This is a genomic window from Agrobacterium sp. 22-214-1, from assembly GCF_053522465.1.
Window position 1 is genome coordinate 228502 of the sequence record NZ_JBNWCK010000005.1, and the last position, 15927, is coordinate 244428.

General features: G+C 60.7%; 11 protein-coding genes. 7 read left to right on the forward strand and 4 right to left on the reverse strand.

Translation table 11 applies throughout. The features are described 5' to 3' along the window. Positions 1-151: 151 nt before the first annotated feature. Genes leuS through holA form a run of 3 tightly spaced genes read left to right on the forward strand, consistent with a single transcriptional unit; the run spans position 152 to position 4369 of the window. Entirely contained in the window at positions 152-2782 is a 2631-nt protein-coding gene (leuS, locus tag ACQZ5G_RS18820) for a leucine--tRNA ligase (RefSeq protein ID WP_448738009.1), read from the forward strand. Continuing rightward, complete coding sequence (gene lptE, locus ACQZ5G_RS18825; protein WP_049832314.1) at positions 2775-3320, forward strand: LPS assembly lipoprotein LptE; 546 nt, start codon at positions 2775-2777, stop codon at positions 3318-3320. Before leuS ends, lptE begins: the two co-directional genes overlap by 8 nt. Positions 3321-3331: 11 nt before the next feature. After that, positions 3332-4369, forward strand: a complete 1038-nt coding sequence (gene holA / locus ACQZ5G_RS18830; RefSeq protein ID WP_448738010.1) for a DNA polymerase III subunit delta — start codon at positions 3332-3334, stop codon at positions 4367-4369. A 72-nt stretch (positions 4370-4441) separates the two neighbouring features. Here the strand turns inward: holA and fdxA are convergent, their stop codons facing one another. The 4 genes from fdxA to ACQZ5G_RS18850 form a co-directional block, all read right to left on the reverse strand. Then, positions 4442-4780, reverse strand: coding sequence for a ferredoxin FdxA (fdxA, locus tag ACQZ5G_RS18835; RefSeq protein WP_003520294.1), 339 nt, complete (start codon positions 4778-4780; stop codon positions 4442-4444). A 158-nt stretch (positions 4781-4938) separates the two neighbouring features. Then, positions 4939-5355, reverse strand: coding sequence for an RNA-binding S4 domain-containing protein (locus ACQZ5G_RS18840; RefSeq protein WP_448738011.1), 417 nt, complete (start codon positions 5353-5355; stop codon positions 4939-4941). 4 nt (positions 5356-5359) lie between these two features. Next, positions 5360-8431, reverse strand: coding sequence for a helicase-related protein (locus ACQZ5G_RS18845; protein ID WP_448738079.1), 3072 nt, complete (start codon positions 8429-8431; stop codon positions 5360-5362). Positions 8432-8888: 457 nt separating this feature from the next. Next, a complete protein-coding gene (locus tag ACQZ5G_RS18850; protein WP_448738080.1) occupies positions 8889-10214 on the reverse strand; it encodes a ubiquinone biosynthesis hydroxylase in 1326 nt (441 codons plus the stop codon). Here ACQZ5G_RS18850 and tesB point away from each other — a divergent pair. The 4 genes from tesB to ACQZ5G_RS18870 all read left to right on the forward strand — a co-directional run bounded on the left by tesB (position 10190) and on the right by ACQZ5G_RS18870 (position 15894). Further along, positions 10190-11074, forward strand: a complete 885-nt coding sequence (gene tesB / locus ACQZ5G_RS18855; protein WP_448738012.1) for an acyl-CoA thioesterase II — start codon at positions 10190-10192, stop codon at positions 11072-11074. The genes ACQZ5G_RS18850 and tesB overlap by 25 nt on opposite strands. Before the next feature lie 212 nt (positions 11075-11286). Next, on the forward strand, positions 11287-11637 hold the full coding sequence (locus ACQZ5G_RS18860; RefSeq protein WP_004444057.1) for a P-II family nitrogen regulator: 351 nt from the start codon (positions 11287-11289) through the stop codon (positions 11635-11637). 29 nt (positions 11638-11666) lie between these two features. Continuing rightward, on the forward strand, positions 11667-13013 hold the full coding sequence (locus ACQZ5G_RS18865; RefSeq protein WP_003520288.1) for an ammonium transporter: 1347 nt from the start codon (positions 11667-11669) through the stop codon (positions 13011-13013). A gap of 214 nt (positions 13014-13227) precedes the next feature. After that, on the forward strand, positions 13228-15894 hold the full coding sequence (locus tag ACQZ5G_RS18870; protein WP_448738013.1) for a DNA translocase FtsK: 2667 nt from the start codon (positions 13228-13230) through the stop codon (positions 15892-15894). The last annotated feature ends 33 nt before the right edge of the window (positions 15895-15927 follow it).

The following is a 15927-nucleotide window of genomic DNA, read 5'->3' on the forward strand; positions in this document are numbered from 1 at the left end:
CCGATTGCCTTGATGCCAAGCGGGTTTAGCACCATTTGAGGCACGCTGGCCAAGATTGAACGCCCGAATGCCCCGCCAAACTTGACGCCCCGGTCGTTTCATGGTGAAGGTCAGCGCAAATTTTTCCCCTCGATACCCGGAATTCTAAACAATGGCCATCGAACGTTACAATCCTCGCGACGCCGAGCCGCGCTGGCAGCAGAAATGGAACGAAGACAAGGTTTTCGTTACCGACAACAGCGATCCGCGCGAGAAATATTACGTTCTGGAGATGTTTCCCTATCCGTCGGGACGCATCCACATGGGCCATGTCCGCAACTATGCCATGGGCGACGTGGTCGCCCGCTACAAGCGCGCCCGCGGTTTCAACGTCCTGCACCCGATGGGCTGGGACGCCTTCGGCATGCCTGCCGAAAACGCCGCCATGCAGAACAAGGTTCACCCGAAGGACTGGACCTACCAGAACATCGCCACCATGCGCGGCCAACTGAAATCCATGGGCCTGTCGCTGGACTGGACCCGCGAATTCGCGACCTGCGACGTGGAATATTACCACCGCCAGCAGGCGCTGTTCGTCGATTTCATGGAAAAGGGTCTGGTCTACCGTAAGCAGTCCAAGGTGAACTGGGACCCGGTCGACCATACGGTTCTCGCCAATGAGCAGGTGATCGACGGCCGCGGCTGGCGCTCCGGCGCGCTGGTCGAACAGCGCGAACTGACGCAATGGTTCTTCCGCATCACCGATTTCAGTCAGGACCTGCTGGACGAGCTGGATACGCTCGACCAATGGCCGGAAAAAGTACGCCTGATGCAGAAGAACTGGATCGGTCGCTCCGAAGGCCTGTCGCTGCGCTGGCAGACGGTCGCCGACACGGCGCCGGAAGGTTTCTCCGACATCACCGTCTATACGACACGCCCGGACACCCTGTTCGGCGCCTCCTTCCTGGCAATCGCCGCCGACCACCCGCTGGCGAGAGAACTGTCCGCGAACAACCCGGCGATTGCCGAGTTCTGCGACGAATGCCGCCGCCATGGCACCTCGCTCGCAGCACTCGAAACGGCTGAAAAGAAGGGTATCGATACCGGCGTCAAGGTCGTGCACCCACTGGACCCCAGCTGGGAACTGCCGGTCTATGTCGCCAATTTCGTGCTGATGGACTATGGCACCGGCGCGATCTTCGGCTGCCCGTCGGGTGACCAGCGCGATCTGGATTTCGCCCGCAAATACGGCCTGCCGGTCGTGGCCGTCGTCGCCCCTGAAGGCCCCGATGCTGCAAACTTCACCATCGATGATACCGCCTTCACCGATGACGGCGTGATGATCAATTCCGGCTTCCTGAACGGCATGAAGACGGCTGACGCCTTTGAGGCGATGGCGCAGAAGCTTTCTGCGCAGACGCTGGGCAACACGCCGCAGGCCGAGCGCAAGATCAATTTCCGCCTGCGCGACTGGGGCATTTCCCGCCAGCGTTATTGGGGTTGCCCGATCCCGGTCATCCATTGCGAAGTCTGCGGCGTCGTTCCGGTTCCGAAAAAGGACCTGCCGGTCAAGCTGCCCGACGACGTGACGTTCGACGTGCCCGGCAACCCGCTGGACCGGCACCCCACCTGGCGTCATGTCTCCTGCCCGCAATGCGGCCATGACGCGCGCCGCGAAACCGACACGATGGATACTTTCGTCGATTCCAGCTGGTATTACACGCGCTTCACCGCGCCGTGGGAAGACGCACCGACCGATCCGAAGGTCGCCAACCACTGGCTGCCGGTCGATCAGTATATCGGCGGCATCGAGCACGCGATCCTGCATCTGCTCTATTCGCGCTTCTTCACCCGCGCCATGCGCGAAACCGGCCATGTCGGCGTCAAGGAACCCTTCAAGGGCCTGTTCACGCAGGGCATGGTGGTGCACGAGACCTATAGCCGCGGCGAAGGCACCGCACGCGAATGGGTGCCGCCGGCCGAACTCAGGATCGAGGAAAGCGACGGCGCGCGCCGCGCATTCCTGCTCTCGTCCGGCGAAGAGGTGAAGATCGGCTCCATTGAGAAGATGTCGAAGTCGAAGAAGAACGTGGTCGACCCTGACGATATCATCGCATCCTACGGCGCCGATACCGCCCGCTTCTTCGTGCTGTCGGACTCTCCGCCCGATCGCGACGTCATCTGGTCCGAAGCCGGGGTGGAAGGCGCAAACCGATTCGTCCAGCGCGTCTGGCGCATCATCGGCGAAGCGTCGGAAGAGCTGAGAACCGTCCAGCCGAAGCCTGCGATCGAAGGCGAAGGGCTGGCGGCCTCCAAGGCGGCCCACAAGACGCTGAAGGCTGTTCAGGAAGACCTGGACAAGCTCGCCTTCAACAAGGCCATCGCCCGCATCTACGAACTGGTCAATGCGCTGGCCGGTCCGCTTGCCGATGTTGCTTCTGGCGGCAAGCCTGAGGACGTCAAGGCGGCCGCGCGCGACGCCGTCGAAATCCTCATCCGCATCATTGCCCCCATGACGCCGCATCTGGCGGAAGAATGCTGGTCCGCACTGGGCAATACGGGCCTCGTGGCCCAGACGCCATGGCCAAGCTTCGTCGCTTCGCTGGTCGAGGAAAACGATGTGGTCATGCCCGTGCAGGTCAACGGCAAGAAGCGTGGCGAATTGACAATCGCGCGCGATGCGGATCAAAATGCGGTCCGAACGGCCGCCCTTGCGCTGGATGCCGTCAAATCCATTCTTGCCGGTGGCGAGCCCAAGAAAGTCATCGTGGTTCCGCAGAGGATTGTGAACATTGTTGTCTGACGTTTTTTCAAGATGGGGCCGCGTCGCGGCAGCGATTTCCGTCGTGACGATGGCTGGTCTTCTGGCAGGCTGCCAGGTGCGCCCGCTTTATGGGGAAGCTTCCGGAACCAAGGAAAGACTGGCGGCCGTCAGCGTCTCCGACGTCGGTGGCAGAGTCGGGCAGGAAGTCCGCAACCAACTGATCTTTCTGATGGCCGGCGGCGCAGGCCAACCGGCCACGGCGCAATATAACGTCAAGATTTCCGTAAGCTCGAGCGCCACGTCAACGGAAGTGCAGAATTACGACCTGACGACCCGTGCGAACAACAATTACGATGGTCCCTACCCTGGTCGTGTCGTGATGAGCGGTCAATATGTGCTGACACGCGTTTCCGACGGTCAAATCCTGCGCTCCGCACGCCGCAGCGTAACAGCACAGGTGGACCTGCCGCAGCAGGAATTCGCCAAGATCCGGGCAATCCGCGACGCCGAGAACCGTGCGGCCCGGGAACTGGCTGAAATCATCCGCACCGATATCGCCGCCACGCTCGGCCGCTGAGAGCGGCGGCCGTGACAGAGATAAAGTCCCATGAATTTGAGCGCTTCGCCGAAAATCCGGCGGAGCGCTTTCGCATTTTCGTCCTTTACGGCCCGGATCGCGGTCTCGTGTCGGAACGCGCAGGCGTCATCGCCAAAAAGACCGGTATCGATCCCGATGACGCTTTCGCATCGCTGAAACTGACCGCATCCGATCTGCAGGGCGACCCCGGCCGTCTGCTCGACGAGGTGAATGCCATCGGCCTTTTCGGCGGCGAAAAACTCGTCTGGGTCAAAGGTGCTGCGGCGGAAAAGGCGCTGGTGGATGCGCTGCAGATTCTTGCCGAGACACCGCCGGAAGCGAGCTTCCTCATCATCGAAGCAGGCGACATCAAGAAGGGTACGGGACTGCGCAAGATCGCAGAACCGGCGCGTTCCATCGCTGCGATTCCCTGCTATGCCGACGATGCGCGCTCATTGAACGCATTGATCGATCAGGAACTCTCCGCCGATAATCTGCGCATTGCGCCAGCCGCAAAACAGAGGCTAATCGAATCCCTGGGTGGTGACCGCATCGCCTCGCGCAACGAAATCCGCAAGCTGGCGCTCTATTGCCGCGGAGCCGACGTGATCGAGGAAGACGATGTGCTGGCGATCATCGGTGATGCCAGCACAGTTTCCGCAGACGATGCCGTCGACGCCATTCTGAAAGGCGACAGAAACGCCTTTTTCCACGCGACGCAGAAGATCGTCTCTTCGAAGACCCCGATCTTTCTTGTGCTCCAGGGGTGCCTCAAGCAATTCCAGTTGCTCGACCAGATGCGGGCCGAAATGGATGAGAAAAAACTGCAGGCCGGTCAGGTCATGCAGACACTTGGACGCCACATCCATTTCCGCAGAAAACCCATCATCGAAAGAGCCCTGCGAACCTGGCAGCCAGCGGCGATCGCCCGCGAGATGAACCGTCTGCAGGCCGCTATCCTGCAAAGCCGTCAGCGGCAAAGCCTGGAGGAAAGCGTGGCCCTTCTGACATTGCTGTCGACCACGCTGCAATCCGGCCGCGGCGGATGAGGCCCAGCAAAAAGCCCTCGCGCTGCTGCGAGGGCTTTTTAAATCATGGTTTCGCGGTCAGGCCGTAAAAACTCAGTCGCCCTGTCCGGGCTCGGCGGAGAAATAAAGCTCGAGCTTGCCTTCGACACCGTCCATTTCCTTGGCTTCCGGCATCGGGTCGCGCTTGATCGTGATATTGGGCCAGATTGCCGCATATTCGGCATTGAGCTTCAGCCATTTGTCGAGACCCGGCTCCGTATCGGGCTTGATGGCTTCGGCGGGACATTCCGGTTCGCACACACCGCAATCGATACATTCATCGGGATTGATCGCGAGGAAATTTTCACCCTCGTAAAAGCAGTCGACGGGGCAGACCTCAACGCAATCGGTATATTTGCAGCGGATGCAATTGTCGGTCACGACATATGTCATGATGAACTCCAGAATATGCAGGCCGGGTCTGTGGGCTTCGGAACACAAGCCGTCGCCCGGAATTCAGACAGGGCAATTTCGCAAGTGACGTAATGCCTTTGCTTGCAGATAGCAAGGATAAACAATTCTGAAAAAGGGGTGCGACCCGGAGGTTTATTCTAATCTTTGCTTCCGTCGCTGTCAGACAGAAACCTGTCGAGCGCCCTGCGCTCTTTTTTGGTGGGACGCCCGCTGCCCGGCTGGCGCAACGCCTGCTCGAGAGGTGTCAGCCTGTCGGAAGGTTCCCGTGGCGGCGTCTCGTCGTCATAGAGAAGTCTGGCTTCCTCATAGGGTCCACGCCGTGTTCCGCCGGACTTGACGACAAGCACCTTGTCCATCCGCTCGAAGTCGATCTCCAGCCTGTCGCCCGCCTTCACCACATGGCTGGACTGGCGAATGGCAATGCCGTTGACCTTGACGTGGCCCGACTGAATGTAGCTCTGGGCAAGCGAACGGGATTTGGCCATGCGGGCAAAGAACAGCCACTTGTCCAGACGCTGACGCGTGCTTTCCAGTGGCTGTTCGCTGCTTCCCATGGGCTTACTTCTTCAGCTGCTCCTTGAGAGCAGCGAGCTTTGCGAAAGGCGAATCCGGATCGAGCGGCTTTTCCTTGCGCGGCGGCTTGGCTTCGAAGCGCTGCTGACCCTGCGGCTTTCCGCCACGGTCATTGCGTTCCGGCCGGTCCTTGCGCTCCCCGCGATCGTGACGATCGTTGTTGCGGTTGTTGCCACGGTCCGGACGGCCGCCATCGCGCTTGCGCTCGCCGTCGCCACTGCGATTGGCACTTGCACCGTCACGATTGTCGCGACGGCCTTCGCCACGACGCTCGCCCTGTTCGCGCGCTCCTTCACCACGACCCTGACCGCGATTGCCGGGACGACGGTTTTCGCCACGCTGATTTTCGTTGCGACCACCCGGACGCCACAGAAGAACGGGCTTGGGCTCGGCGGCCTCGGCGCCTTCCGACACGGCCTCGGCTGCGACAGCCTCTTCGCTGGCAGCTTCCGCAACCGGCGCCTCGACAGCTTCGCCTTCGACAGCAGCCGCCGTCTCGGACACCTGTTCTTCGGAAGCCGGCTCGTGTTCCTCGGTCTCGACGTTTTCCTCTTCAGCCGTCGCCGCCTCCGCGGCAGCCGGAGCAGAGGCACCGGCGTGGCTGGCGAGGAAGGCCTGCGCCTCTTCCGCCGTCACCTGATCGGCGCGGTAACCGAGGCCCTTCAGAATTTCTTCCATGTCGTCAAGCGTCGCGCCGAGAATGGAAAGCATGGCGGTCGTTGTCGTGAAACGGCGACCGTCATAAGCGCCTTCCGGGCGCGGCTGCTGACCGGGTTTCCACTGCAGCAGCGGGCGGATGAGATCGGCCAGACGCTCGAGAATGTCGATACGCACGGCGCGCTTTCCGAGGAAGCGGAAACCGGCGAGCTTGTAGAACATGCGCTCGAAGCTGGCATCGGTGACGACCGAGGTACGGCCTGCGGCCAGCACCGGAATGAGGTCGCCGTAACCCGGCTTGCCGAGACCGTCATTCTTCAAAGCCCAGAGCAGCGTCACAAGCTCCGCCGGAGCGGGCTTGAGAAGCGCCGGCAGGAAAACGTGATAGGCGCCGAAACGCACGCCGTAGCGGCGCATGGAGGCGCGCGCATCCTGATCCAGAGACTTCACGTCTTCGGCAACGTCGCGGCGGAACAACACGCCAAGATTTTCCACGAGCTGGAACGCCAGACCCTTCGCCAGACCCTGAAGGTCTTCGGCGCGGGAAATATCGTCCAGCGGCTTCAGCACGGTCGCAATCTGATGATTGACGAAACGCTCGACGCGCGCCAGCGCGTGATCACGGGCATTGCCGTTCAGCTGCTCGTCGGCAAGCAGGATCACCCGCGGCTTCATGATGTTGTCGCCGGCCGAAAGGCGGGCAACCGGTTCGCCCAACCAGCGAACCAGACCATCGGAGCTCAAAGCGAGATCGCCATTTCCACTGGCATGCAGACGCGCGGCACGCGCCTCGAATTCGAGCGCAAGCGCCTTCTGCGCCGCAGCCTGCACGGCCTTCTGATCCGGCCCTTCCATTCCCGGCACCGGCGTGAACCGGAACCCGGCCAACTGGCCGACGTGATGACCTTCTACGAAGACATCACCATTTACACTGATTTCAGCTTCAAGCATCGCATTCTCTCTCAGGCGCCTCATGAGCACAGATGTCCTGCGATCAACAAAGCGTTTCGTCAACCTTTCATGTAGCGCATCGGACAATCGATCCTCGATTTCCCGAGTCTTTTCTTGCCAGTGTGTCGGATCGGCAAGCCATCCTGGGCGGTTCGATACATAAGTCCATGTTCTGATCTGCGCAATCCTCGCAGACAAGGTATCGATCTCTCCATCCGTCCGGTCGGCGCGACGCACCTGCTCGGCCATGAAATCCTCGTTCACCGCCCCGCGTTTGACGAGGTCGAAATAGAGCGTGGAGATCAGGTCCGCATGCTGGGCAGGAGCAATGCGGCGATAGTCTGGAAGAGCGCACGCCTCCCAGAGTTTTTCCACCCGCGCATCGCTCGTCGTCACATCGATGATCTCGGGATAACGCGACAGATATTCCAGCGCCTGCTGGTCGATTGCCGGCAGGGCGCGCGAAAGTCCCTGGATCGCCGGCGCGGCATCGAGGCTCAGGCGCAGATTGGCGATGGAGGAAAAATCGAAATTTTTCGTCCGCCACTGCAGAACCTTAACCGCATCGAACTGATGGGTTTCGATCCGCGCCACCAGCTCGTCATCGAACGGATCGACACGCCCCGTCACGCCGAATGTGCCATCGCGAAGATGGCGGCCGGCGCGGCCGGCGATCTGGCCGATCTCGCCGGGATTGAGATTGCGGAACTGATAGCCGTCGAATTTGCGGTCCTGCGCGAAGGCGACATGGTCGACATCGAGGTTGAGACCCATGCCGATGGCGTCCGTCGCCACCAGATATTCGACATCGCCGGATTGGTAGAGCCCCACCTGCGCATTGCGCGTGCGCGGCGAAAGCGCGCCCAGCACCACGGCAGCACCACCGCGCTGACGGCGCACCAGCTCGGCGATGGCATAGACCTCATCGGCGGAAAAGGCGACAATCGCCGTGCGTTGCGGCAGGCGGGTAATCTTCTTCTGACCCGCATAAAAAAGCTGCGACAGGCGCGGGCGTTCCACAACGGTAATTCCCGGCAGCAGTTTTTCGAGGATAGGACGCATCGTGCCGGCGCCAAGCAGCAGCGTTTCCTCCCGCCCGCGCAGATGCAGCACCCGGTCGGTGAAGATATGCCCGCGTTCGAGATCGCCCGCCAGCTGCACCTCGTCGATCGCGACGAAGGCGGCCGTCGTCTCGCGCGGCATGGCTTCCACCGTGCAGACGGAATATTTGGCTTTAGGCGGTGCGATTTTTTCTTCGCCGGTAATCAGCGCCACATTCGGCGCACCCACCTTTTCAACGAGGCGGGTATAGACCTCCCGCGCCAGAAGACGCAGCGGCAGGCCAATGACACCGCTGCCATGCGCGACCATCCGCTCGATCGCGTAATGGGTCTTGCCGGTATTGGTGGGGCCGAGAACGGCCGTGACACCGCGGCCGCTCAGGATCATGGGGCGAAAATTCAACGTAGTATCCGCGAATCGACTTCATCTGCTTGCCGTGCACCCGGCATTGCTGATGCAGGCCGCACGCACCACACATGGCAATGCCCGCAGACAAAGGCAATAGGCCTCATCCGCAAAGTGGCTCAGGGCGACCTGTCGACGGAATTTTCCATTCAGATTCAGCCAGTTGAGCAAACAAAAAGAATCCGGCAAAAATGAAATCGATTCGGCTGCGGAACAGTCTGCGAACGAATCGAATACGAATCGCTGACTCGATGGGATTCAGCTTTTGTTCTCCGCAATATCTGGTTGGCCAGGGCGCAGACCATACCAGATTATGAATCCGGATAAGTCCTTGGCCGGATTCGGCTTTACGGTAAAGCCACCGGGCAGAAAATCCCGGAATCGGCTGTCAAGCGGCAATCCCGGAAAAGCCGATCAGAAACATGCAGGAAGGGTCGGATCAGAGCGCCTCGCCGGCAAGCAGACGCGGCGCATTCGCATCCGTCGTGCCGGCGGCCTGACCGATGAAATAGGATTTGAGACCCGGCAAACGATCCACGACGCCGAGACCGAAATCACGCATGATACGGATGGGTGCAATATCGTTGGAGAAAAGCCGGTTCAGCACATCCGTCGTCACGCCCATCCGCAACGTGTCGAAACGCCGCCAGGACTGGTAACGCTCCAGAACGTTGAGTGAGCCGATATCGAGGCCGAGCCGGTCGGCCTCGACCACGGTTTCGGCGAGAGCCGCCACGTCCTTGAAGCCAAGATTGAGGCCCTGCCCGGAAATCGGGTGAATGCCGTGCGCCGCATCACCCGCAAGCGCGAAACGCGGTGCAACGAAAGAGCGTGCCAGCGTCAGACCCAATGGGAAGGCGCGGCGGGGACCGACCGGACGAAGAGGACCGAGCTTGTGACCGAACCGGCGCTCCAGTTCTTCCTCGAACACCAGATCGTCGGAAGCCACCAGCCTGTCGGCATCGGCCGTGCGTTCGGTCCAGACGAGCGAAGAGCGATTTCCCTTCAGCGGCAGGATGGCGAAGGGGCCGGATGGCAGAAAATGCTCCTCGGCGCAGCCCTCATGCGGCCGCTCATGCTCAACCGTCGTCACGATACCGGACTGATCGTAAGCCCAGTGCACGGTCTTGATGCCAGCCATGTCCCTGAGCGCGGAGCGAACGCCGTCACAGGCAATCAGCAATCGCGCTTCGAGCGTCGACCCATCGGAAAGGCGAATGGCCGTCGACTGCGGACCCGCAGTAAAATCGGAAACACTAAGACCGTGACGGATTTTTATGCCAAGACGCTCGCACAGGCCTCGCAATGCGCGCACCAGAGCGACGTTCGGAACCATATGGGCAAACGGCCCGCCTTCTTCCACGGCGCCGTCGAACGTCAGGAACACGGGACGCACCGGATCGGCGGTCTTCGAATCGGTGACGATCATCTTGTGTATCGGCTGGGCTTCCGGCTCGATCTCGTTCCATATGCCGAAAACATCGAGCATCCGGGTGGCTGCCGCAATAATGGCGGACGCGCGAACGTCCTTCGCCCAGACATCCTCGGGAGAGGCCTCAACCACCTGCACATCAAGATGCGGGGCCGCCTGCTTGATTGCGACAGCAACGGAAAGACCGACATATCCGCCGCCTGCCACCACTACGTCCAGCATCGCGCTTCTCCTCAAATCTTGTGCACGCATCATCGGCGCACTATAGACCATGTGACGTCTTCCTACAGCCGGAGCAGGCCGAAAAAATGTCGCATCCCTCGCAAACGTCAGACCCGATGGCCAATCTCATCGCCACACTCGATCTTGAGAAGCTGGAAGAGAACCTGTTCCGGGGCGAAAGCCCGCAGATCGGCTGGCAGCGCGTTTTCGGCGGCCAGGTCATCGCGCAGGCCCTGATCGCCGCGCAGAGGACCGTGGATAACGACCGTTTCGTGCATTCGCTGCATGCTTATTTCATGCGCCCCGGCGATCCGCTGGTGCCTATCGTCTACCAGGTGGAGCGCATCCGCGACGGCGCGAGCTTCTGCACACGCCGGGTGGTCGCCATCCAGCATGGCAAGGCCATTTTTTCCATGTCGGCCTCGTTTCAGATTTTCGAGGACGGCTTCGACCATCAGATCAAAATGCCTGACGTGACACCGCCTGAAAAACTGATGAGCGAAGAGCAGATGCAGGCAGCCTTTCTTGCCAAGGCGCCCGCCTCTATCCGCAAATACTGGAGCAACAAGCGGCCGATCGAGATACGGCCGGTATCGCTGACCCACTATATCTCCAAGGAAAAACTCGAACCGCAGCAGGATATCTGGGTTCGCGCCGTCGGCAACGTGCCTGATGATCCGCGTCTGCAATCGGCCATTCTCGCCTATCTCTCAGACATGACCCTGCTCGACACCTCGCTCTACGCCCATGGCACGACCATCTTCGATCCCTCGATTCAGGTGGCGAGCCTCGATCACGCCATGTGGTTCCACCGCCCCTGCCGGCTGGATGACTGGCTGCTCTACACACAGGACAGCCCCAGCGCTTCCGGCGCACGCGGTTTGACTCGTGGCAATATTTTCACCAGACAGGGTGAACTGGTCGCCTCCGTGGCGCAGGAGGGTTTGATCCGCAAAAGGGCAAATGATTAAATAATGTGCTTTTTCTGAAAATCGCACATTTAATAGACGCAAATTTTGGCGACAAATGCCCCTTTTTCAGACGTCCTTCATATAAGTTTTATATTTCAATAAGTTAGATACACACTCAAAACTGGCACGCCCTTTGAATGTATGTCCGCAGTCGCTGTTACTGATCTGCCAGCGGCAGGAGAGTCGGCTCCGTGCCGAGGACAAAACAAAGGATGGGAAACCAGATGAAAATTGTGATGGCCATTATCAAGCCGTTCAAGCTGGATGAAGTGCGCGAAGCGCTCACCGGCGTCGGCATCCAGGGCCTGACCGTGACCGAGGTAAAGGGTTACGGACGCCAGAAGGGGCATACCGAGATTTATCGCGGCACGGAATATGCGGTGAGCTTCCTTCCCAAGCTGAAGATCGAGATCGCAGTTCCATCCGACGTCGTCGACAAGGCCGTCGAAGCGATCGCGTCTGCGGCAAAGACCGGGCAGATCGGTGACGGCAAGATCTTCGTCTACTCTATCGAACAGGCCGTGCGCATCCGTACCGGCGAAACCAACACAGAAGCGCTTTGAAGCACGGCTGACAGGGGAGTTTTCTAGCTATGCAACTCAATAAGTTTTCAACGCTCGGCAAGCTGGGCGCCGCAGCGGCGGCCCTGATGGCTCCGGCCATCGCCTTTGCCCAGGATGCCGCGCCGGCAGCAGCCGCAGCGCCCGTTCCGGAAAAAGCCGACACCGCATTCATGTATGTCGCGACGATCCTCGTGCTTTTCATGATCATTCCGGGCCTCGCCCTGTTTTACGGCGGTCTCGTCCGCACCAAGAACATGCTCTCCGTTCTCATGCAGTGCACGGTCGTCGGCGCAGTCATGATGCTCGTCTGGGTAATCTACGGTTACTCCTTCGCCTTTGGCGGCGGCACCGGCCCTTATTTCGGCGGTTTCGGCAAGCTGTTCCTGTCGGGCGTTTCGCTTGACAGCACCTCGGCAACCTTCTCCCAGGGCGTCGTGATCTATGAATATACGTTCATCGCCTTCCAGATGACCTTCGCGGCCATCACGCCGGCGCTGATCATCGGCGCCTTCGCAGAACGCGTCAAATTCTCCGCCGTCATCCTCTTCACCATCCTGTGGGCCACCTTCGTGTATTTCCCGATCGCTCACATGGTCTGGGATGCAAACGGCCTGATCTTCGGCATGGGCGCCCTCGACTTCGCCGGCGGCACCGTCGTTCACATCAATGCCGGTATCGCCGGTCTGATCGGTGCGATCATGGTCGGCAAGCGTACCGGCTTCGGCAAGGACATGATGGCCCCCCACTCGATGACGCTGACCCTCGTCGGTGCAGCCATGCTGTGGTTCGGCTGGTTCGGCTTCAACGCCGGTTCCAACCTCGAAGCATCGGGCGGTGCGGTTCTCGCAACCATGAATACCTTCCTCGCAACCGCAGCCGCCATCGTTTCCTGGTCGCTGGTTGAAAGCTTCACCCGCGGCAAGGCCTCCATGCTGGGCGCCGCTTCGGGCATGATCGCCGGTCTCGTCGCCGTCACCCCCGCCGCCGGCTCCGTCGGCCCGATGGGCGCCATCGTTCTCGGCCTCATCGTCTCGCCGATCTGCTACTTCTTCGTCTCCGTGGTGAAGAACAAGTTCGGTTACGACGACACGGCTGACGTCTTCGGCGTCCACGGCATTGGCGGCATCATCGGCGCTCTCGGCACCGGCATCTTCACCTCGCCGCTGCTTGGCGGCACCGGCAAGCCTGAATTCTCCATCGCCTCGCAGCTCTGGACGCAGTTCGTTGCCGTGGCCATCACCATCGTCTGGTGCGCCATCGTCTCCGCGATCCTCTACAAGATCGTCGACGTGATCGTTGGTCTGCGTGTTCCGGTCGAAGCCGAACGCGAAGGCCTCGACCTCGCAACCCACGGCGAAGCCGCCTACCACTCCTGATATCCGGGAAAAGGGGTTCTCCATCCCCTCTCCCAAAAGAAGGCCCGCTCCGGCGGGCCTTTTTCTTTGCCGTAAAGCCGAAGCGCCTCAAAAAACCGCATGGTTAACACGACATTAACCAGCAAGCGGTTAGTTTTCCCTGTCAATCCGGGATCAGGTCTCCTGCCGGATCTTGCCGAAACCATAAAACGACGGGTTCAGGGACATGGGCAGAATGCATTCTCCGACATTCGATGGTCGTCACACGCGCTTCGTGTTGACGGCGTTTTTCGTGCGTCAGATCATGGCTCTCGCCGGTTTCGCTCTGCTGGCCACGATTGCACTGGGCATCGCCGCGCTCGCGACATGGAATGTCGCGGATCCGAGCCTCTCCTACGCGACAGGAAACCAGCCCACCAATCTTCTGGGCTACGGCGGTGCGATTTTCGCCGATATCGTGATGCAGTTCCTCGGGCTTTCCGCAATCATCTCGCTCCTGCCCGTCATCGCCTGGGCGATCGCGCTGATCGCCGGCCGCAAATTCCACCGCATACCCGTTCGCCTCGTAGCCTGGGTCGCAGGCGCCATCGTCTGCGCCGCCTCGCTGGGCTGTTTTCCGGCCCCCGTGACATGGCCGCTGCCGAACGGCATCGGCGGCGTCATCGGTGACATGATCCTGCGTTTTCCCGCCCTTTTCATCGGCGCTTACCCCACCGGCACGATTGCCACGGTACTGGGTGTCATATTTGCGGCACCCGCCGCATGGCTGATGCTGTTTGCCGCCGGTGTCGTTGGCGGTTTGGATGACGAGCTGGAACGCGAAGAAGCCGCTCCCGTCGCCACCAGCAAGGCCCGCGCCGCCCGTGAGGCCGAAGAGGATGATGAAGACGACGGCGAGGGTTTCTTCGCCAATATGCTCGCCTTCGGCGCGCTGGCGCATTACTGGTACATCACCCAGGCGCGCTTCCGCCGCCTGTTCGGTCTGAAGTCTAAATCCCTGCACGATGAATTCGAACATCCTTACGACTTCAACGAATATGAATTCGGCACGCTGAACGAACCGTCGCGCCTCAAGACCGCGATCAACCGTCTCGACCAGCGCGCAGAGCCGTCTTTCGAAGAACGCGCCGCATCGCGTCGCCAGATGTCACCTCCCTCCATCGCGCTCGATCATGACGAGGACATGGATGACGAACAACCCTTCGACGCGGATGGACGCCGGCTGCCGAACGGCATTCTCTCCGACGACGAGTCCGACCAGAAATTCACCGCCCGACAGGCGCCGGGACGCGGGCAACCCAGAATAACCGCCCCTTCCGCGCGCCCGAAGCCCAGCGAGCGCGTGGCAAGGGAGGCGCAGGCCTCTTTCATCGCCGCAGACGGTTTCCAGTTACCCACAGTCCATCTTCTGGCGGAGCCGAAGAATGTCGTTCACGACAATATGCTGAGCGAGGAAGTGCTGGAACAGAACGCCCGCCTTCTGGAAGGCGTTCTCGAGGATTTCGGCGTCAAGGGCGAAATCATTCATGTCCGCCCCGGCCCGGTCGTCACGCTCTACGAACTGGAACCGGCACCCGGCATCAAATCCTCGCGTGTCATCGGCCTTGCCGATGACATCGCCCGCTCCATGAGCGCGATCGCCGCCCGCGTCGCCGTCGTTCCCGGCCGCAATGCCATCGGCATCGAACTGCCGAACCAGACGCGCGAAACCGTATTCCTGCGGGAACTGATCGGCAGCCGCGATTTCGAAAACAGCAAGGCCAAACTCGCCATGGCGCTCGGCAAGACCATCGGCGGCGAACCTGTCATCGCCGATCTCGCCAAGATGCCGCATCTGCTCGTTGCCGGCACCACCGGTTCGGGCAAGTCGGTCGCCATCAACACCATGATCCTGTCGCTGCTTTACCGCATGTCGCCGGAACAGTGCCGCCTGATCATGATCGACCCGAAAATGCTCGAACTGTCGATCTATGACGGCATTCCGCATCTGCTCTCTCCCGTCGTTACCGATCCGAAAAAGGCCGTCGTGGCGCTGAAATGGACGGTGCGCGAGATGGAAGAGCGCTACAAGAAGATGTCGAAGATCGGCGTGCGCAATATCGACGGTTTCAACAGCCGCGTGCAGCAGGCGCTCGACAAGGGCGAAATCCTCACCCGCACGGTGCAGACCGGCTTCGACCGCCAGACCGGCGAGGCGATCTACGAGACGGAAGAATTCGATCTGAAGCCCCTGCCCTATATCGTCGTCATCATCGACGAGATGGCCGACCTGATGATGGTGGCCGGCAAGGACATCGAAGGCGCGGTGCAGCGCCTGGCACAGATGGCGCGCGCCGCCGGCATCCATGTCATCATGGCCACCCAGCGCCCCTCCGTCGACGTCATCACCGGCACGATCAAGGCAAACTTCCCGACCCGCATCTCCTTCCAGGTGACGTCGAAGATCGACAGCCGCACCATCCTTGGAGAGCAGGGCGCCGAGCAGCTGCTCGGCATGGGCGACATGCTCTATATGGCAGGCGGCGGGCGCATTCAGCGCGTGCACGGGCCCTTCGTTTCCGACAACGAGGTGGAAGAAATCGTCGCCTATCTGAAGACACAGGGCGCACCGGAATATCTGGAAGCGATTACCGAGGAAGACGACGAGGAAGGCAATGGCGGCGGCCCGGCCGGCACCGGCAGTTTCTCCGATTCCGAGGACCCTTACGATCAGGCCGTGGCCGTCGTGCTTCGCGATGGCAAGGCCTCCACATCCTACGTGCAGCGGCGTCTCGGCATCGGCTATAACCGCGCCGCCTCGCTGATCGAGCGCATGGAGCAGGAAGGCATTATCGGCCCCGCCAACCACGCCGGAAAACGTGAAATACTCGTACCGACGGAAGCAGACATCATCGAGCGGTAACGTCCGCAACCAAGCGGGGCGAAGAAGCGTTAT

Excerpts from the sequence above, each read along its gene's own strand:
- ACQZ5G_RS18860 (WP_004444057.1), top strand. The coding sequence starts at position 11,287 with ATGGGAAACCAGATGAAAATTGTGATGGCCATTATCAAGCCGTTCAAG.
- ACQZ5G_RS18840 (WP_448738011.1), bottom strand. The coding sequence starts at position 5,355 with ATGGGAAGCAGCGAACAGCCACTGGAAAGCACGCGTCAGCGTCTGGAC.
- ACQZ5G_RS18865 (WP_003520288.1), top strand. The coding sequence starts at position 11,667 with ATGCAACTCAATAAGTTTTCAACGCTCGGCAAGCTGGGCGCCGCAGCG.
- fdxA (WP_003520294.1), bottom strand. The coding sequence starts at position 4,780 with ATGACATATGTCGTGACCGACAATTGCATCCGCTGCAAATATACCGAT.
- ACQZ5G_RS18870 (WP_448738013.1), top strand. The coding sequence starts at position 13,228 with ATGCATTCTCCGACATTCGATGGTCGTCACACGCGCTTCGTGTTGACG.
- leuS (WP_448738009.1), top strand. The coding sequence starts at position 152 with ATGGCCATCGAACGTTACAATCCTCGCGACGCCGAGCCGCGCTGGCAG.
- ACQZ5G_RS18845 (WP_448738079.1), bottom strand. The coding sequence starts at position 8,431 with ATGATCCTGAGCGGCCGCGGTGTCACGGCCGTTCTCGGCCCCACCAAT.
- tesB (WP_448738012.1), top strand. The coding sequence starts at position 10,190 with ATGTCGCATCCCTCGCAAACGTCAGACCCGATGGCCAATCTCATCGCC.